The 17,998-nt window shown below is 62.5% G+C and carries 19 protein-coding genes and 1 pseudogene; 12 read left to right on the plus strand and 8 right to left on the minus strand.

The genetic code is table 11. From position 1 onward, the window contains the following. The first annotated feature begins 61 nt into the window (after positions 1-61). Both GCT19_RS22425 and GCT19_RS22430 read left to right on the plus strand, forming a co-directional pair. A complete protein-coding gene (locus GCT19_RS22425) occupies positions 62-550 on the plus strand; it encodes a hypothetical protein (RefSeq protein WP_152853163.1) in 489 nt (162 codons plus the stop codon). A 69-nt stretch (positions 551-619) separates the two neighbouring features. Further along, positions 620-2,407, plus strand: a complete 1,788-nt coding sequence (locus tag GCT19_RS22430) for an adenine nucleotide alpha hydrolase family protein (RefSeq protein ID WP_152853164.1) — start codon at positions 620-622, stop codon at positions 2,405-2,407. 941 nt (positions 2,408-3,348) lie between these two features. On the opposite strand, the gene GCT19_RS22440 is transcribed toward GCT19_RS22430, so the two are convergent. After that, positions 3,349-3,651: a DUF5676 family membrane protein gene (locus GCT19_RS22440; protein WP_018432958.1), complete on the minus strand. Its 303-nt coding sequence runs from the start codon at positions 3,649-3,651 to the stop codon at positions 3,349-3,351. 246 nt (positions 3,652-3,897) lie between these two features. On the opposite strand from GCT19_RS22440, the gene GCT19_RS22445 reads away from it, so the two are divergent. The 7 genes from GCT19_RS22445 (at position 3,898) to GCT19_RS22475 (ending at position 8,982) form a co-directional block, all read left to right on the plus strand. Continuing rightward, positions 3,898-4,164: a heavy-metal-associated domain-containing protein gene (locus GCT19_RS22445; RefSeq protein WP_152853165.1), complete on the plus strand. Its 267-nt coding sequence runs from the start codon at positions 3,898-3,900 to the stop codon at positions 4,162-4,164. 47 nt (positions 4,165-4,211) lie between these two features. Next, positions 4,212-4,664, plus strand: coding sequence for a hypothetical protein (locus GCT19_RS22450; protein WP_018432960.1), 453 nt, complete (start codon positions 4,212-4,214; stop codon positions 4,662-4,664). Positions 4,665-4,680: 16 nt separating this feature from the next. Next, a complete protein-coding gene (locus tag GCT19_RS22455) occupies positions 4,681-4,920 on the plus strand; it encodes a DUF2933 domain-containing protein (protein WP_018432961.1) in 240 nt (79 codons plus the stop codon). Next, entirely contained in the window at positions 4,901-5,563 is a 663-nt protein-coding gene (locus GCT19_RS22460) for a methyltransferase family protein (protein WP_018432962.1), read from the plus strand. The genes GCT19_RS22455 and GCT19_RS22460 overlap by 20 nt, the downstream gene beginning before the upstream one ends. 73 nt (positions 5,564-5,636) lie before the next feature. Beyond that, entirely contained in the window at positions 5,637-5,834 is a 198-nt protein-coding gene (locus tag GCT19_RS22465) for a DUF2933 domain-containing protein (RefSeq protein WP_018432963.1), read from the plus strand. A 503-nt stretch (positions 5,835-6,337) separates the two neighbouring features. Continuing rightward, on the plus strand, positions 6,338-8,554 hold the full coding sequence (locus tag GCT19_RS22470; RefSeq protein ID WP_152853179.1) for a copper-transporting P-type ATPase: 2,217 nt from the start codon (positions 6,338-6,340) through the stop codon (positions 8,552-8,554). Continuing rightward, complete coding sequence (locus tag GCT19_RS22475; protein ID WP_018432965.1) at positions 8,554-8,982, plus strand: hypothetical protein; 429 nt, start codon at positions 8,554-8,556, stop codon at positions 8,980-8,982. The genes GCT19_RS22470 and GCT19_RS22475 overlap by 1 nt, the downstream gene beginning before the upstream one ends. Before the next feature lie 419 nt (positions 8,983-9,401). Here the strand turns inward: GCT19_RS22475 and GCT19_RS22480 are convergent, their stop codons facing one another. Together GCT19_RS22480 and GCT19_RS22485 are read right to left on the minus strand one after the other, a co-directional pair. Continuing rightward, positions 9,402-10,178, minus strand: a complete 777-nt coding sequence (locus GCT19_RS22480; protein ID WP_018432966.1) for an alpha/beta hydrolase family protein — start codon at positions 10,176-10,178, stop codon at positions 9,402-9,404. Then, complete coding sequence (locus GCT19_RS22485; protein WP_018432967.1) at positions 10,175-11,386, minus strand: DUF3182 family protein; 1,212 nt, start codon at positions 11,384-11,386, stop codon at positions 10,175-10,177. Before GCT19_RS22485 ends, GCT19_RS22480 begins: the two co-directional genes overlap by 4 nt. 579 nt (positions 11,387-11,965) lie before the next feature. Between GCT19_RS22485 and GCT19_RS22490 the strand changes: the two are divergent. Beyond that, positions 11,966-12,291, plus strand: a pseudogene (locus tag GCT19_RS22490) (ornithine carbamoyltransferase); the annotation flags it as partial. A gap of 264 nt (positions 12,292-12,555) precedes the next feature. On the opposite strand, the gene GCT19_RS22495 reads toward GCT19_RS22490, so the two are convergent. The 4 genes from GCT19_RS22495 to GCT19_RS22510 form a co-directional block, all read right to left on the minus strand. Further along, on the minus strand, positions 12,556-13,203 hold the full coding sequence (locus GCT19_RS22495) for a response regulator (RefSeq protein ID WP_018432968.1): 648 nt from the start codon (positions 13,201-13,203) through the stop codon (positions 12,556-12,558). Positions 13,204-13,532: 329 nt separating this feature from the next. Further along, a complete protein-coding gene (locus tag GCT19_RS22500) occupies positions 13,533-14,360 on the minus strand; it encodes a universal stress protein (protein WP_018432969.1) in 828 nt (275 codons plus the stop codon). Continuing rightward, complete coding sequence (locus tag GCT19_RS22505; protein WP_018432970.1) at positions 14,357-14,860, minus strand: universal stress protein; 504 nt, start codon at positions 14,858-14,860, stop codon at positions 14,357-14,359. The genes GCT19_RS22500 and GCT19_RS22505 overlap by 4 nt, the downstream gene beginning before the upstream one ends. Positions 14,861-14,883: 23 nt before the next feature. Continuing rightward, positions 14,884-15,723: a universal stress protein gene (locus tag GCT19_RS22510; protein ID WP_018432971.1), complete on the minus strand. Its 840-nt coding sequence runs from the start codon at positions 15,721-15,723 to the stop codon at positions 14,884-14,886. 281 nt (positions 15,724-16,004) lie between these two features. On the opposite strand from GCT19_RS22510, the gene GCT19_RS22515 reads away from it, so the two are divergent. Beyond that, a complete protein-coding gene (locus GCT19_RS22515; protein WP_018432972.1) occupies positions 16,005-16,532 on the plus strand; it encodes a flavodoxin family protein in 528 nt (175 codons plus the stop codon). An 8-nt stretch (positions 16,533-16,540) separates the two neighbouring features. Here GCT19_RS22515 and GCT19_RS22520 read toward each other — a convergent pair whose 3' ends face one another. Beyond that, complete coding sequence (locus tag GCT19_RS22520; RefSeq protein ID WP_035490405.1) at positions 16,541-17,179, minus strand: LemA family protein; 639 nt, start codon at positions 17,177-17,179, stop codon at positions 16,541-16,543. Positions 17,180-17,461: 282 nt separating this feature from the next. On the opposite strand from GCT19_RS22520, the gene GCT19_RS22525 reads away from it, so the two are divergent. Continuing rightward, on the plus strand, positions 17,462-17,953 hold the full coding sequence (locus tag GCT19_RS22525) for a hypothetical protein (protein WP_018432975.1): 492 nt from the start codon (positions 17,462-17,464) through the stop codon (positions 17,951-17,953). Positions 17,954-17,998: the final 45 nt, after the last annotated feature.

Here is a 17,998-nt window from a genome sequence, read left to right on the forward strand (position 1 = left end):
CTTCTTTTTCCCCTTGGGAGCTTCTCCCACAGGGGAAGGCTCCCGTCCTACTGGAGCCTTCATGAAAAGCACTCAACGCAGCGCCAATCGTTACCGTTCTGCTTCCTGGGAGCGGGTCTGCACAGCATCCACCCGGGTTCCTGCGGATTTCGGGCGTCACTTGCGTGACATCGCCCGCCCGCTGCAGATCGCCTACCAACGTCTCATGTTCTCGTATGACGGTCATCCGGCCGGAATCGAGTGCCGTATGGAAGATCGCGAGTCCTGGGCATTCGTGCTTCCGGATGCATCAGGCTCAAAGGCCTGGCGCATTCAGCAGTTCGACCTGGACGGGTTCATCGGTCATCTCTGCTTCGACTCCCTCAACGAGGCGATCGAAGAAATGCTCCGCATGGGCTACTGGGTGACCGATCCCGGAGCACTCGATCGCGTCGGAGCGACCGACCGATGGGCACGGGGCGTACGCCGCGCAGCGCTCATGCAGAAGCATCAGGAAGGCCTCATCACCTACCGTCAGATGATCGACGAGATGTCTGCACTGCCTCACTGACCTTTCAACTCATTGACCCCTGTGGGAGCCGCTCCCGTAGGGGGCGGGCTCCATTAACCCGGAGCAATCATGTTTGACGAGATTCTTCAAAAGATGGAGGCGGCAATCGGCGTCCTCATGGGCCTGATCCGTGCCGGCCATCCGTTGTGCGGCACGGCCAGCGGCAAGGATTCGACGTGCGCGACGATTCTCATGCTAGAAGCCGTGCGCCGCGTCGCGGGAGAAGGCCACGTGCAACCCGCGCACTACATCTCTTCGGCCAATACAACGATCGAAAACAGCAGTCTTGCGCGGCATATCGAGACCATGCTGGAGGAGGTCGACGATCACGCGGCCGCACTTGGGCTCGGCGTGACGACACACATTGCCACGCCGTCGCTGGCGATGCAGTTTGTCGTTTCCACCATCGGCCGCGGCACACTGGTGCGCACCGTCGAAAACGGCGTGCATGCCGGCAAACGCATCAGGGCATGCGCGACTGACTGGAAGCTCATCCCTCAGGGGCGGTTGCGCGCGGCGCTCGAGCGCGATGCGACGGCCCGTGGCGATCGCGAGATCGTTACAGTTCTCGGCAATCGCATCGCCGAAAGCGCTTCGCGCGGCGTTGCGATGCTGGTGCGGGCGGAAAGCGCGATTGCGCCTACGCGTGACGCGAATAACGCGCTCGCTATCTCACCCCTGCGGGACTGGTCGGTGGATGATGTCTGGCTGATGCTGATGCTGACGCTGTTCGCCGACGAAGCGAAGCGTCCGTTTCCCTGCGCCTTTTCAGTGCGGTCGATCGAACGTCTGTCAGACCTGTACCGCGCCGGCAACGACGGCATGTGCGGGGTCGTCCTCGGCGAAAGTGGGCAGCGTTCGGCCTGCGGTTCGCGATTCGGATGCGTGTTCTGCTGTGTCGTTGGCGATCGGGACAAGTCGCTCGAATCGATGATCCGTGAGCCGGAGCATGCGTACATGGCGGGCCTCAATGATTTTCGCAATTACCTCCTCGCGACGCAGTGGGATCTGAAGCGTCGCGAGCTGGTGGGTCGGTCGCTGAGCTCTGCCGGATATGTGCGTGTGCAGCCCGATGTGCTGTCGTATTGGGAGCGCATGAACCTGTTGCGCTACCTGCTCACGCTCGACGCGCTCGAAATTGAGCGCGCCGAGCAGCACGACGCCGATCTCGCGGCTGGTCTCATTCCTGACACACCAGAAAATCGTGATCTCTGCGACGTGCAGTTCGAGATGATCACGCCCTCACAACTGGTCGCGATCGACTTCATGCTGTCCATGCACCACTACGCACCGCATGCGTTTCCAGCGGTATCAGCCTGGTACGAAGTCCACAGACTGGGGCGCCGATACCGCATCCCGAAAGTCGACACGTTTCCGAACGTACCCATCACGAATCACGGATGGTTCCGCGTCGGACAGTTCGACGCGGAGGCGCCGGCCGAAGGTCTTCGGGATTTTGGCGCCGAGCAGTGGAATCGGTACCGACATCCGGGTCGCGTGTCCACCTATGCGCAAACGACTGCTGGCGAACGCGTCGTGTATTTCGAACAAAGCGACCACCTCGACGTCGATGCCGAAAGAGCCTGTGAGTTCGTAACCTGTTCGTTTGACTACGACTGGTATGCGCGCGTGCAGGCCCATGCAGGGATCGAATCGGCGCGTTTCTGGCTCAACGAAACGATCCTGACACTGCCTACCGGGAAGTCCCAGCGATATCAGGAGATGGAAGTGCGCGGGCAGTATTTCGCGCGCCTCGCCGAGCGTCTGAACCTCACGCCGGCGAAAATGGATCAGTACCTGATCAGCAATGCGGTAAAGGAAGTGCAACAGCTCGATCTCTTCTCGATGGCCGCGTAGCGGTCTCATCTCATTCACCCTTGCGGGGCACGCCCTCGCAAGGGGCTGCTCCGCGCATCCATCTGGAGTAGCTTATGTACCTTGAAGCAGCTGAACCCGGCATGCCGGTTCGCCAGCGCAACGCCAATGTAGACGGAGGCTTGCTTGTCCGTGTCGGCATCCCGCACAGCGGTGGCCGACTCGCATACCACGCGTTTAACCAAGGCTACGCGGGATGGTTTCCGCTTCTGCCTTCTGGAATCCAAAAACCGGTCGCTTTCGCATCCCTGAAGCGACGGACCTCACGGAGATCGATTTCGCGCTGGATAGCGCGGGATTTACCGCTATGCGGCTCTTTCAATCGAAAGGCCGACAGCGCGGCATCGCTGGCGTCTATCCTTGGACGATGGAGCAATTCGTGGAACTCGCCTCGTTTTCCGGGGCCACGTGGGTCTCTCAGCCCGATTTATGCTTATGTGTTGTTGGTTTTGTCTGTCCGGGGTTGAATAATATATCTCCCGAGAAAGGAGGGGGTGCGGGGGAGGAATGTTGTCCTCGGGGCTTGAGCTAGCCAGTCGCATTCGTAGTTGCCAATACGTGTCCGTATCGCGAGGCTTTGTCCGTGTGCGGCCACAAGCCGTCGTTCGCCGACGGCGCTCAATTCTCTGGATTGCGGACGTTCACGGCGTGAGTAGAACCGGCAAAAACCAATCTCCAGCACTCCGTTCGGCCTTAGGCGAATTCCGGCGGGTGGAAACACGCTCGTCTCACCGCAGTTATTGCACCCTCTCGGCTGCTGAGTCGTGCGCATAACGGCGGGCTTAGCCTCGGTGGTGCCGGTCAAGGCCGCTACGAACCAAATCTCGAATCGCGCGCGTAAATAGCGCCTACGGACCAAGGACGCCATCCGTGCCCCCCCCGACCGCGTTCAATCGCGGCCACCTCCACTGATAGCGGCTCCCTCAAGCGCCAAGGCGTTGGCGCACCCACCCAAAGAAAGCGCCCGCGAAGAACGCCCAGACTGACATGACCAGCAGCGCCTCTATGAAGCCGCCCCATGAGAATGATGCTGGCCGCAGGAGCGGCGAGAAGTTCATGCCATGGAACAGGCTGTTCATGAACCCTACGAAGGGTCCGGGTGCAGCAAGCCAGACGAGAGTGCACAGGGCGTAGAACAATGCCACCGTGACCGCGAGCGCAATGCCAGTGCGTAAGGCCGGGTGTGTTAAATCCGGATTCCGAGAAGCGCTTCCGAGCGTGCTCATCGCAGTCTCCCTTCAATCCTCAACTGCCATGACAACAATTTAGTCGCCTTGTCTGCGCGCACCTTGATATGAATCAATCCCTTGGCGGCCTCGCAGAGTCATGCTGAACCTTGCATAGCTTGGAGGTCCCAATGAAGCTGGCGTTGCAGTTGATTTGCATCAATAGCCGGCATGCAAATGCGTTGACCTTCCAATGGGGGGAGGGTTCAGAGTTGAGGCATCCATCCATAGCGAAAGGAACTCGCAATGCTCACCTATCGAGTCGAAGACATGACCTGCGGCCACTGGGCCAGCACAATCACGAAGGCCGTTCGCTCGGTTGATTCCGGCGCGAAGGTGGACGTGGACCTGTCACAACACCTTGTTCGAATCGAGCCGGCCGGGGTCGCGGCCGATGAACTGCTGAACGTCATCACCGAAGCGGGCTACACCCCCGTGCAGGTTGCGGCTGACGCAGCGCCGACAAGTGGGCCAGCCACTCGCCGCGGCGGGTGCTGTGGCTGCTGCGGCTGACGCGTTGACTGGCTCGACTCCATTACTCATTTCAATTCAGAAAGACCATGCGTACCCTTCTTGCAATCGCCACTGCCGCCCTTCTCAGCGCCAGTGCGCTCGCCCAGACCGCTCCAGCCGACCAGGACCACGCAGCACACCACCCTGCAGGCGCTTCCGCCTCTGCGCCGTCGACGCCACCGACGAAAGCTGGCCCGAAGGCAGCTTCGAAGAGCTCCAAGGCGGCCAGTGCGCCGTCCACGGCTCAAACGGACGCCATGCTGAAGTCGATGCAGGAGATGCACGACAAGATGATGGCTGCCAAGACTCCAGAGGAGCGCCAAGCCCTGATGACCGAACACATGAAGACTATGCAGGAGGGCATGTCCATGATGGGCCAGATGCACGGCGGCAAGGGCACCATGGGCCCGGACGCCATGAGCAAACGCATGGACATGATGGAAATGATGATGCAGATGATGATGGACCGCGAAGTGGCCCGGTCCTCCCCCGCGAAGTGACACAAGGGCGGATGTCATGGACCACGATCATCACGAGACGCCATCGTTCTGGCGTTCACGCGCTGGACTGGCGCTGCTGGTCGCTTGCGCCGTTATCGGCTTCTACCTGCTGACCGAGCACACGGCGCACTTGCTGGGCGCGCTGCCGTTCATGCTCGTCCTTGCCTGCCCGTTGATGCATGTGTTCATGCATCGCGGCGGCGGCCATCATCACGGCTCGACGAGGAGTAGCAACGATGAACAACGCCGGCAATGACTACGGGCTCTGGGGTCTCGTCGTCGTCAATTCGCTGATTTTCATTGGGTTCGCCTATAGCTTCTTCAAGCCGGTGAACCTCCGCGACTGGCGCAGTTTCGGCGCCTACAGCGCCTTCATCGTGGCGCTGTTCGCCGAGATGTACGGATTCCCGCTCACGATCTACCTGTTGTCCGGCTGGTTGGGTTCGAAGTTCCCCGGCGTGAACCTCTTCGGTCACGAGGCTGGACACCTCTGGTGGCTGTTGACCGGCCGTCAGGGCAACCCGCACTTCGGTGTCCTGCACCTGCTGAGCTTCGTATTCATCTTCGCAGGCTTCACGCTGCTATCGAAGTCTTGGCACGTCCTCTACCACGCTCAGCGGCGTCATCACCTTGCGACGGCGGGCCCCTACCGATGGGTTCGTCATCCGCAATACATTGGCTTCGTCGCCATCATGTTCGGCTTCCTGCTGCAGTGGCCGACACTGCTCACGCTGGCGATTTTTCCGGTGCTGGTCGCGATGTACGTGCGTCTGTCCATCACGGAGGAACGTGAATCCGAGCAGGCATTCGGGCAAGCCTGGCTCGACTATGCTGCCGTGACACCACGGTTCACTCCCAAGTTCGGCCGGAATGGTGCCCGTCCCGTCAACAGTCACTGATTTGCAAACCGGCTCAGACCATGAACCAGAACCCCCCCCTCCATCGCGCTGGCGCTCGCCGCTCGGCATCTTCATGCTCGCGCCGGGTGCCATCGGCATCTACTACCTGCTCACCGAGCACCTTACGCACGTCGGCCAAGCGATTCCGTACCTCATTCTTCTGGCATGCCCGCTGATGCATCTGTTCGGTCATCACCATGGCGGTGACGGCAGTCATGGCGGCGGGCACGACAGTCACCAGCAGGCCGGCGAGAAAGACAAGCAGGGTTGAGATGCGCCGGGGTGGTCGCGAGACCGGCGTAGCCAAGGCGGCGGAACTGACTTCCGGCGTTGGCGCCATCGTCCTGGGTGCCGGCCTGGCGTTGATATTGCCTCCATGGCTGGGCGAATACGCGGTGCCGCTTCTGGCTGTCGGCCTCATCGTCAATGGCTTCGGCATGAGCCTGAACTACAGGCTTGAGAGTCGAGATGGGCCACCGCTTTGGTGGGAGCGGGCATTGTTCTGGGCCTGCTGGGCTTGCCTGGTCGGACTAGGCTTCCGGATTGCGCCTCTGTCATCAGCACCCACTAAAATTGAGTGCACTTGACCTTCCCATGCGTCGGGGAATGCGAAACTGCGAACAGGAATAGGAGTCCCTCATGCCCTCATCGAGCTCGGAGCGCCACAACCATTCGGGGCACGAGCACGCCCGCCCGACCTCCGTGGCTGGCACCAACCCAAGAGCAAAGATTTCCACGGCACATCTCGAACACTCGGCGCATGCTACCCACGTGATGCCGGACGGCACGGTGATGCAGGGTGCAGGACACGCGCATCACGAGCACCATGCGCAGGCGCTGGCGTCGATGAAGCCGGCGCCTGCGGGCGACCAAAGCCAGGTCGAGTACACGTGCCCGATGCATCCGCAGGTGCGGCAGATGGGACCTGGCAACTGCCCCATCTGCGGCATGGCGCTGGAGCCGGTGCTGGCTACGGCAGAGACGGGTGAGAGCCCCGAACTGCGCGATATGACGCGCCGATTCTGGATTGGCACAACACTGACGCTGCCAGTCTTCGCGCTCGAGATGGGCGGGCACCTTTTCAATATCCACCATCTCATTGCGCAGCAAACGTCGAACTGGGTCCAATTGCTGCTCGGAACACCGGTCGTCCTCTGGGCAGGCTGGCCGTTCTTCACTCGCGCGGTCGCCTCCGTGAGGAACCGCAGCCTCAACATGTTCACCCTCATCGCGCTGGGCACCGGCACGGCGTGGCTCTACAGCATCGTCGCGACGCTGGCGCCTGGACAGTTTCCTGCGGCGCTGCGGAGCGAAGACGGCGCCGTCGCGGTGTACTTCGAAGCCGCCGCCGTCATCACGGTGCTGGTACTTGTGGGGCAGGTTCTGGAACTCAGGGCGCGCGAGAAGACTTCCGGGGCCATCAAGGCCCTGCTTGGACTCGCACCCAAGACAGCCGTGAAGGTGAATGCCGACGGCAGCGACGCGACCGTCGAGGTCGAAGCCATCCAGGTCGGAGACTTGCTGCGCGTGCGGCCCGGCGAGAAGGTGCCGGTCGACGGCCAACTGACGGACGGCAAGACCAATCTCGACGAATCGATGGTGACGGGCGAGCCGATTCCGATCGCCAAGACGGTCGGGTCCACGGTGACGGCCGGCACGCTGAACCAGACCGGCAGCTTCGTCATGCGTGCAGAAAAGGTCGGCGCCGACACGCTGCTGTCGCAAATCGTGTACATGGTGGCTGCGGCGCAGCGCAGCCGGGCGCCCATTCAGCGGACGGCCGACCACGTGGCCGGCTGGTTCGTGCCGGTCGTCATCCTGGTGGCGCTTCTCACATTTGCAGCGTGGCTCGTCTGGGGGCCATCCCCAGCGTTCAGCTACGCGCTCATCACCGCGGTGGCGGTCCTCATCATCGCGTGCCCGTGTGCGCTCGGTCTGGCGACGCCGATGTCCATCATGGTTGCCGTCGGCAAAGGGGCGCAACACGGCGTTCTCATTCGCGACGCCGAAGCGCTGGAGAAGATGGAGAAGATCGACACGCTGGTGGTCGACAAGACGGGGACCTTGACCGAAGGCCGGCCCAAGGTGGTTCACGTGGAGCCGGCCGGCGGGTTCGTCGCGGACGATGTGCTCCAGAAGCTGGCGAGCGTCGAGCGTGCCAGCGAGCATCCGTTGGCAATGGCCATTGTGATGGACGCCCAGGAACGCAAGCTTCCTCTGTCGCTGGTGACTGACTTCGATTCGCCCGTCGGCAAGGGCGTCATCGGCGTGGTGGACGGTCGAGAGGTCGTCTCGGGCAGCGCCAAATTCCTGTCAGAGCAGGGCATCGAGACTTCAAGCCTCGCTGCATCCGCCGAGGCCCAGCGCCAGCGGGCGGCGACCGTCATCTTCGTCGGCGTGAGCGGGCAATTGGCTGGATTCGTGGCCATTGCCGACCCCATCAAGGCGACGACGCCGCAGGCGCTGAAGGCCCTGCAGAGTGCTGGCGTCCGCGTGGTGATGCTGACGGGTGACGGCAAGACCACGGCGGAGGCCGTTGGACGTCAGCTCGGCATCGATGAGGTGGTGGCGGAGGTATTCCCCGAAGACAAGGCGGCCGTCGTCAAGCGCCTGCAGTCCGAGGGCCGAATCGTCGCGATGGCCGGCGACGGGGTGAACGATGCACCGGCCCTGGCGCAGGCCACGGTCGGCGTCGCGATGGGCACGGGAACGGATGTCGCGATGGAGAGCGCTGGTATCACGCTGCTCAAGGGCGACCTGATGGGCATTGTGCGCGCGAGGACGCTCTCCCTGGCAACGATGCGGAACATCCGCCAGAACCTGTTCCTGTCCTTTGCCTACAACGTAGCCGGCATCCCGCTGGCGGCCGGCGTGCTCTACCCGTTCTTCGGTTTGCTGCTGTCGCCGGTCGTCGCCGCGGCAGCGATGGCGCTCTCGTCGGTGAGCGTCATTACGAACGCGCTGCGTTTGCGGGCGGTAAAGGTGGATTGATGTCAAGGCTTGTCCGTCGCCGTCTGGCCGAATGGCTCGTCGTTTCGTGCGGTCTGTGGCACATTGGCTTGGGCCTGTACTTCATCTTCGTCCGTCCGGCACTGCTGCCAGAGGACCTGCGCTACATGGGAGTCGATGCGCAGGTTCTGTATGGGGCGGCGCCCCGACTGGCGGCATGGCTTGCCAAGGTCTTCACCGTCATGGGCGGCTTCATGGCCGGTACGGGAGTGCTCATCGCCTACCTGGGATGGAAGGTGATGCCTCTGCGTACCCGGGGGATGACAGCTGCGCTCGCGCTGACCGGCGCACTCACGTTGGTATTGATGAGCGCCGTGAATTTTGCGTTGCAGTCGGATTTCCGTTGGCTCCTGGCGCTGCCACCCATCGGGTGGTTTATAGCGCTGGGGCTCTACGTTCGCGCCGCGTAGGAGCAGTGCAGCTACGTATGCGCGGCCACGTTCCAACGCCGCGCCGTCACCTCTGAATGACCGTTCCGGAGCAAGTTTGTTCGACTGCTCGCGACACACTCCGGAACGACCTGGCGAACGACCGCTTTCGCGAGACCGCTACTGCCGCCCGATGGGGTCGGCTGTAGCCGACCCCATCGGGCGGCAGTCGGCCAGGTCCGGTCACTCGGGTGGGATCTGCGAACGTCGGCTTCCTGGCCCGCACGAGACGTAGAACGCATTGAAAGTATCACAGTTGCGACGGCAAATTTGTCACTTCGCGATCATGCAGCCGACCACGCGAATGCACTGGATTGAGCGGAATCCTTGCCTCAGACCGCCGCTGTCGCACTCGTTAAAGCGCGTTGCAAAGCTGATTCTGGTTATCGACGGGGTTGGGGCTATGTTCTCATCTGTTCGGGCGCGGCCCCGCAGTCGCCTGCGCGCCGGCCCGCGATCATCTCCGATAACCAGTTCACGACGAGCGTCGTATACGCCCGTTGGCTGGAATCGTCCGATAGCCCATGATCCGCGCCCTCGATGATCCGGTACGTAAGCGAGTGCGCGCACAGAAAGGCCTGCAGATAGCTGGCGATCGCGGGGTGCGGCACGATCTCGTCATGTTCCGATTCGACGAGCAGAACATCGCCGCCAAAGCGGGCAGCCGCGCGCAACGCGCGGTTATCCGACGATGGCACGATGCGTTTGCGATACGTGACGAGATCATGTTCGACATGCAGGGCGCGCTTCGGCGTATGCCAGCCTTCATCGAGGTAAAGTGCCGGCACGCGCAGACCCAGCCAGCGCACGGGGCGCAGTTCCGTCAGGATCGCCGCGAGATAGCCTCCGTAGCTGCTGCCAATCACGGCAACCGCATCGCGGTCGATCAATGGATGCGCAACGAGCGCGTCGTATGCGGCAAGCAGGTCCTGCAGATTGGTTTCCCGGGTCACGTTTCGCTGTTCGTCCGCCGTGCGCCCATGTCCCGTCAGATCGAAGGTCAGGCAGACGCAGCCGAATGCCGACGCCTGCCGGGCGCGTTCGAGATACTGCTCCTGATTGCCGCCCCAGCCGTGCACGAAAAGAACGCCCGGCACCGTTGTCTTCGGTGCGAGCAGGGTCCCGTCGAGGTAGCCGTGCTCGACCTTGATCTGCACACCATAACGCTCAGCCGTCATATGCCACTGCTCCGTTTCAAGGTATGGCGATCCACCGTGTAGTACTTCGTGATGGCGCCCGCCTGCGCATCGACACCCCGATAGATGAGGCACGCGCCTTCCGGCACCTGCACGTCGTCTCCGTAAAACTCACGTGTCGAGGCGCGCACCGCATACACCTGAGGGTCCGCCCTGAACATGCGCAACGCGCCAATCTCGGCGCCCGTTGCGCCGCCGACCCGCCACGACTGCTCGAGCACACCGCAATGCCGCACCCCTTGCGCATCGATGCCCCAGGCGACGTCATAATTGCGTCTCGATGCGAAAAACCCGGCATAGTCGTTTTGCACGGCGGCATCGAATGCGCGCGCCTTGATGATCGCCTCATGGATATCGCTTGTCACATCAAGCCCCGCAAGCATTTCGAACCCGCCATGCACGACGACCAGGTCTGTGCCGCCGTAGACGTGGTGGCCATGGTTGTTGACAGTCAGATGCTGCACGCCATAGTAACTCGCTACCAGATCGTCGAGCGTCACCTGACCGACGCTCAACGTTTCAATGCTGTCCAGATGCCGTTCCACGACGATGCCTTCAGCTCGCAGCGCCGCGTCGCCCAGCGCGTCGAGTTCCGCTTCCAGTTCGTCCATATCGGCGACCAGTGCCTGTCCCGCTCCGCCGATTCCGTAAGGGCGCTTGATCCGCACACGGCCCTCCGGCCAGAGCATGCGCGCCGCGCTGCAGGCAGTGTCGCGTGAAAACGCGGAATAACCCGGCAGAACCAGCGAAGCAGTGCGCTTGCCGAAGAGGCGCGACCAGCCAGGGGGCGAAGCCTCTGCGTCGTCGGGCACCGCGTGTGCGATCAGCTTCGTCGCGACGAACGGAAACGGCACGACGCCGCCGAACAGATCGCGCTCGGATCGCACGCCGAGCTTGCGCGCTTCCGCCAGCGTCAGCGTATCGTCCGGAACCAGGTAGCGATGCGCGGGATATGCTTCATCCGTATTGAACTCGCCAGCAAGCGTCGTGCCCTTGAGTTCAGCGATCTGCCTGGCGAGTGCCCACAGCGTGTCGACCTCGTGGCCGGCTTGAGCGGCCTTGCGTTGCCCACGATATGCGAGGACGACGGGCAGCGCTGGCTTCGCCGGAGATAAACGCACCTTCAAGTTGTCCTCCCCGCGCCGGGGCGCAATAGTCGCGCGGTATTCGTGGTCATGCGCGGGCATCATCGGTCGACGCGGATCTTTGCGAGTCAGCCACGCCTGTCTCTTCGCATCTCCAAAAGACCTCATCCGGATGCCATTACGCGCAACACCGGGTGTCCGTCAACGTTTTTCAGCGGGAAATACGAGTGATGTGTGGTGGGGTCGATGGCGACCACGTGCGCGTTTGGACCGAGCCGCCCTTCGTTGATTTTGGCAACGTTCGGGCCGGCGCCGAGGCGTTATTTTCACTTTGGAATCCAACCAAAGCAGAGCTATTTGATTAATTTTCCGGAAACGAAATGAGTTTCTCCACAGCAGTGCCTATGTGGAGCTCATCAATTGATGTCGTTTACGACAGGAACTGATTGTTTTTGAACGGACCCGGTTTTTCCGCAGGGGGCTTCTCTCGAACGTCCTCGTTATGTCTAACGCTCGATAGGTTTGCACGTGCCAATGCTTTCGTGTGTAGCTTGCTAAATCCAGAAGTGGGCTTGATTCCGATACGCTGAAATTGCCGCGCTGGACGATTTCGCTCGGCGTCTCGCTGTAATAGAGGAGCGAACCCGAACAATCCCGTAGCATTCGCTAGACTTTGGCGAGGCTATCGATCCGCACTCTTCACAGATCGGGCGCCAGGAGAGCATGAAGGACACGGCGCGCGTGCTGGGCCGCATGTACGACGCGATCGAATATAGCGGCTTCAGTCAGGAGATCGTCGAAGAGCTGGCTAGATTCGAGGGCGTGCCCGTGTTCAACGGCCTGACCGACGAATACCACCCCACGCAGATGCTCGCCGACGTGCTCACCATGCGCGAGCATTCCGACAAGCCGCTCAGGCAGATCAGCTACGCGTATCTCGGCGATGCCCGCAACAACATGGGCACTCGCTCTTGCTCGTGGGCGCCAAGCTCGGCATGGACGTGCGCATTGACTCTTGAGAAGCGGGATTGGGCCATTTGACCTTGCGAGGCGAATGCGCGCTTCGGGTCGGGAGAGGCGAACTCGAACTCCGATGTCTGAGAAATAGTTCGAGGAGGTGGCTAACGTGGCGGTGTCCACATCAACCTGTATTGGCGACGTTATCGCAAATATGTATCAGCGGCGCTTTAAGCGAGACCAGGAATCGAGGTAGTCGGTGTTGGAATATTCCTGATGACAGGAGGTCGCTCTGTGAGCACGTAGGAGTAAGGTTGCTACAGGTCGGTTCCGTCGTCGAACAGCTTATGGCGGATCGCATAGCGAACCAGCCCGTTCTCGTTCGGCATCTGCATTTTTTCGAGGATGCGCGTCTTGTGTGTGCTGATCGTCTTAACGCTGACGCAGAGTTCGTTGGCGATCTCGCTGATGCTCTGGCCTTCGACGAGGCGCCGGAACACGTCAAATTCGCGATCGGACAACCGCTGGTGCGGCAGCGTGTCGACAGGCTCGTTCAGATTCTGCGCGAAGCGTTCGGCCATCGCGAGACTCACATAGACGCCCCCTGACGCAGCTTTCGTCACCGCGCCGACCAGTTCCGCGCTCGCGCTTTCCTTGGTCACATAGCCGGACGCGCCCGCCTTGAACGCGCGCACCGCGTATTGCTGCTCGGCGTGCATCGTCAGTACCAGAATCCGCAGATCGGGTTTTTCCTCCTTGATCTGCTTGATCAGTTCGATGCCATTGCGCCCGGGCATCGACAGATCGAGCACGAGCACGTGCGCATGCGTCGCGCGGATCAGCGCGATCGTCGTGGCGCTGTCGCACGCTTCGCCGGCTACTTCAAAGCCGTTTGCCTGCTGGAGGATATGGCGCAGCCCCTCGCGCACGAGCGTGTGGTCGTCGGCTAGCAACACTTTGATCATGAGGCGATCTCTTTCTGTTGCATCGATTGCAAGGGAAACATATCCGCCGTTGCCTTCGACTGTCTACCGATTGGGAACACGACTATTATCCGCCTTCCACAGCAAGCAGTACGCGCCATTTGTGCACGGCGTCGGTCCAAGCGTGCTCGCCATCGCAGGGCGCGCAGTGTTATTCAGCGTCTCCTGAAGGACGTGGCCTCGCGCCATCGCCCCATGCCGTGAATAATCCGTAGTAAGCGGTTCGCGGGGACGGCGCCCGCATTGGCCCGGTTGCCCTTTATCCTCCACACCTGCGCCGTCCCGCAGCGCTCATTTAGCTCAGGCGCCGCTCAATGCGCCATCAACACCGGCACCGTCATCGATTCGAGCATCGTCCGCGTGACGCCGCCCCACACGCGTTCACGCGCACGCGAATGGCCATACGCACCCATCACCAGCAGATCGGCGTGCAGGTCCGAGACCCGGTTGAGCAGCGTCGCGCCCGTGCCCGCGACGCCAAGGCGCGGCGTCGTCGAGAACGACGCGCGCACGCCGTGCGCTTCGAGCCATGCTGCGACGTCGATCGCGCTGGGTCCGCTTTCACGGTCATGCGTGGGCCCGACGACGTCGACGCTGACAAAGCGCGCGCGTTGAAGTAGCGGCATCGCGTCGGCGATCGCTCGTGAGGCTTCGCGGCTGCCGTCCCACGCGATCAACACGTTCTCGCCAAGCGTCGGCACCGCACCCGCGTGCGGGATCACGAGCGCGGGTCGCCCCGCGCCCAGCACGACCTCGCCGACGAAATGCCGATCGACGTAAGTCGCGGGATCGTGCGGGTCGGGTTGGCCGAGCACCAGCAGGTCGGCGTGCCGCGCATGAAGTGTGGTCACATCGACCGGCGAGCCATCCGGCGTGCGCCATTCCGCTGTGCGGCCGGCGCGCTCGGCCGCGGCTAGAAATGCCTGCTGAGCCGTCTCACGGCGATCGGCCGACAGTGCGGCGAGCTGGGCGACGAAACCATCGTCGTTGCCGAACAGCGGTTTCGCGAAGTCCTCGCACACGACATACAAACCGATCAGGTGTGCGTCCCAACGCTGCGCAAGATCGAGCGCGAGCGCGACGCGCGCGTCGCAGCGACGGCTGTCGTCGATATGAACGAGCAGGGTCTTGTAGCTCATGTCAGCTCCTTTTCGGCGGACGCGGTGACGGACTGATCGTCGGGTTCAACGACCGCACGGGCCTGAATCAACAGGACCGGGCAGCGGGCGCTGCGCAGCACGCGCTCGGCGACGCTGCCGAGCATGACGCGCCGAAAGCCGCGGCGGCCGTGCGTGCCCATCACGATGGCATCGGCGTTCCACTCGAGCGCCGCCGCGACGATGCGCTTCGCGACGTCTTCGCCGCGGATCGAGGCTTCCACGGTGCGTGGCGTGCCCTTGACGCCGTGCGCTGCCAGCCTGCTCTTCGCGTCGGTCGCGATCCGCTGGCCTTCTTCGATGAAGGCGTCCTCGATCACGGACGGATCGAAACCGGGCGTTTCGTACGCCATGATGGGCATATCGATCACATACAGCGGCATCAGTTCGGCGTCGGACTCGGCGGCGAGGGTCAATGCGGCATCGAAGGCTCGAGAGGCGGTATCGCTGCCGTCGAGCGCGACCAGTAGGCGGTGAAACATAATGGTCTCCAGAAGCGCGATCTTCAGTGCGACAACAGCACTGGCACGGTCATCGACTCGAGCATCGTGCGCGTTGTGCCTCCCAGCACGACCTCGTGCAGGCGGGAGTGTGCGTACGCGCCCATCACGATGAGGTCGCAGCCGAGCTCCGACGCCTGCGACAGCAAAGCATCGCCGACCGGCGTGTCGTTTTCGATGGTCAGCTCTCGCACGTCGATCTTCACGCCGTGACGCGCAATGGTCAGCCCGATGTTCGCGCCGGGAATCCGATCGCGCGGCGGTTGATCGCTGGGCGAATGGACCGTCAGCAGCGACACCTTCGCGGCATGCGTGAGGAAAGGCAGCGCGTCGTGGATCGCGCGGGTGGCTTCACGGCTGCCGTCCCACGCGATCAGCACGTGCCGACCCGGCGGCGTGACGCGCCCGCTCGACGGCACCAGCAATACCGGCCGTCCCGTCGACAGCACGACGTGCTCGACGAACTGTTCTGCGACGAACGCCTCGGGGTCGACCGGATCAGTCTGTCCGAGTACGATCAGGTCGGCGAGACGGGCGTATGGCGGCACAATGTCGTTCGCATAGCCGTCTGCGGTGATCCACTGACCTTCGACCTTTGCGCGCGCGAGCTCGGCATGAAAGAGCCGCTCGAGCGAGCCAGCCCTTTCGTGGCGCTGGCGCTCGTGCTCCGCGTAGTACTCGGCAGTGCCGGCCATGACGAAGAACGCGTGGCGCGGTGGCACATAGGTCGAAAACAGACCGATCAGCCGCGCGTGAAACCGGTGTGCCAGCTGCAATGCGATCTCGAGACGCGGATGCGCGCGAACGCTCGTGTCGAGGTGAACGAGAATGCTTTTGTAGCTCATCGTCAAGGCTCCCTGACAGACCGTGTGGAAACGGGCGCAACCCGTGGTGATATTTAGTCTATGGTCCAGCCCGGCGCGACTGTTGACTCAGATCAAGCACGCGGATGCCGCACGCCAGTTGACGTGGGTCAATCGCTGCCGGCCGAGCTCAATTACTCTGACACCACCGCCCGCAAGTCGAATCTTGATCGAGCGTCATCGCATCGCGAGCCGGCACGTTCGCAGCGCATGACGCTCAATTGGCGGATGAGGTGCCCAATGTCCGCTGTCGGAGAAAGCATATGTCCGAGCGTTGCAGGATTCTCATCGTCTATTACTCGCGAACCGGCACAACGCGGCGTGATGCCGAGCTGCTCGCGTCCGGGCTGGACGCCGACATCGAACCGATCCGCGAACGCGGCGGTCCGCAGCCGCGTAACGGTGCACGCGGTTTCGTCAGATCGTTGATGGATGCGCTGTGTCATCGACACGCCGAGGTCATGCCGGCGTTGCTCGACGTCGCAGCGTATGACCTCGTCGTCGTTGGCGCGCCCGTCTGGGCACGCGGCGCGTGCGCGCCAGCTCGGGCGTGGCTGGAATTGCACGGCCCGCAGGTTCGCCGGCTCGCGCTGTTTTGCTGCGAGGGCGCGTTCGGCGGCAAAGAGGCGCTGAAGCAGATGTCTGAGGCGGCGGGCAAGGTGCCGCTTGCGACCTGCGTGTTTACCGGCAGCGACCTGTATCGATGCAAAGACGGCGTCAAGCGCGACGCGTTCGCGCAGAAGATCAGATCGAGAATGGCGGCGCGCCGCGAGATGGAGTGGCTGGTGTAGCACGGAGTTCAGGCTCGCGGTCGAAAGCGTTGCGACTCGACGCGCAGCGACCCGCGCAACGCGTCGAAGTCGGTGCGCGGATGACGATGCACAGGCGTTCCGTCCGGAGCCGCGAAAGCGGGCCTATCCTGGGTGGGATGAAGCATGTCCGCGAGGGCGAACGGAAAACGGTGACGCGCTGCGTTGTAGCGCCGGGCCGCTTCATCGTAGCGCTCGCGCGCGAAGGCGATCCGCCCCGCGGACGAGGCGAGCCGCGACTGCAGCGCGCGGAACGCCGGGCTCGCTTTCAGACGGCGGATGCCCTCGCATGCGATCAGCAGTTGCGAGAACGCGTCGGTCAGATCGCGTTGCGCGACATCGAAGCGTTCGAACGAAGCGGGCGAGTCGAGCAGGGCTGACGACGCATGCAGATCCGCGACCGCCGTGCGCGACCTACCTATCTGCGCGAGCGCCGGCGCATCCGGCGACAGATGCTTGCGCGCGAGCAAGACGGCTTGCTCCGTCAGTTCGAGTCGTTCGTTGTAGAGATCCAGCACGTCGGCAAAGGCCACAGCGACTTCGCGATCGGCAGCCGGCACCATGTCGCCCCCGCATCCTGACATGCAGAGCAGCGCGAACAGAATCGAAACGATCAGGGCGGGTCTCAAGGTCGTCCTCGCCGGGTAGTGTGGATGTGGCCGGGGCCGTATTCATCGCAAGCGTAGACGCGTGGTAGTGGCATCGCTTGATCGCCGTCAATGGCATGTTTGATCAGGATCAGTCTTCATGCGCGACGACCCGCTATGTTTGGAGACACCCGGGAAGCGATCGTCACGGGACGCGACGCGGTCGTCGATGTCGAGTTCGCTGCACACGAGTTGCGGTTGGCCGGGTTCAGACGCGACAAAGACTGGAAACCCGATGAGCAGCAAACTCAGAGAGATCGATAAATGCATTGGTTCGGCGGCCACACCGACACCGGCGCGGTCATGAAGCGCGCCGCGTGCTGGATCTTGGTGTCGATCCTATGTCTGGTGCTCGTTGCCGGATGCGCGAGCACCGCGCGCGAGGCGGCCTTCCGCCGCGAGGAAGTCGCGCTGTTCGAGGCGCGTCAACAGGCCTCTGTGCGTTGCGAACCGACGGTCGATTGCGAGTCGGCATGGGTACGCACGCGCGCGTTCGTCGCCACGCATTCCGCGAGCCGCATCGTCCGCGCTGACGATACGCTGATCGAAACCGCGTTGCCTCATTCGTTCGGCTTCGTGTATCTCGCGGCGCTGAAGGGACGGCTCGACGAAGATCACGCGCTGATTCAGCTGAAAGCGATGTGCCGCGGCATGTACCGCATCGACGGCAACGCGAGCGTGATGTATTGGACCTGTGCGAACGCGATCGTCGCGGTCGAGGACCAGTTTCGCGCGTTTATGAGCGAAGCGAAATGACGAAATTCAACGAGATCGAATGCGTATCAGCTGCACGGGATCACT

This window comes from Paraburkholderia atlantica, from assembly GCF_009362785.1.
Lineage (GTDB): Bacteria > Pseudomonadota > Gammaproteobacteria > Burkholderiales > Burkholderiaceae > Paraburkholderia > Paraburkholderia atlantica.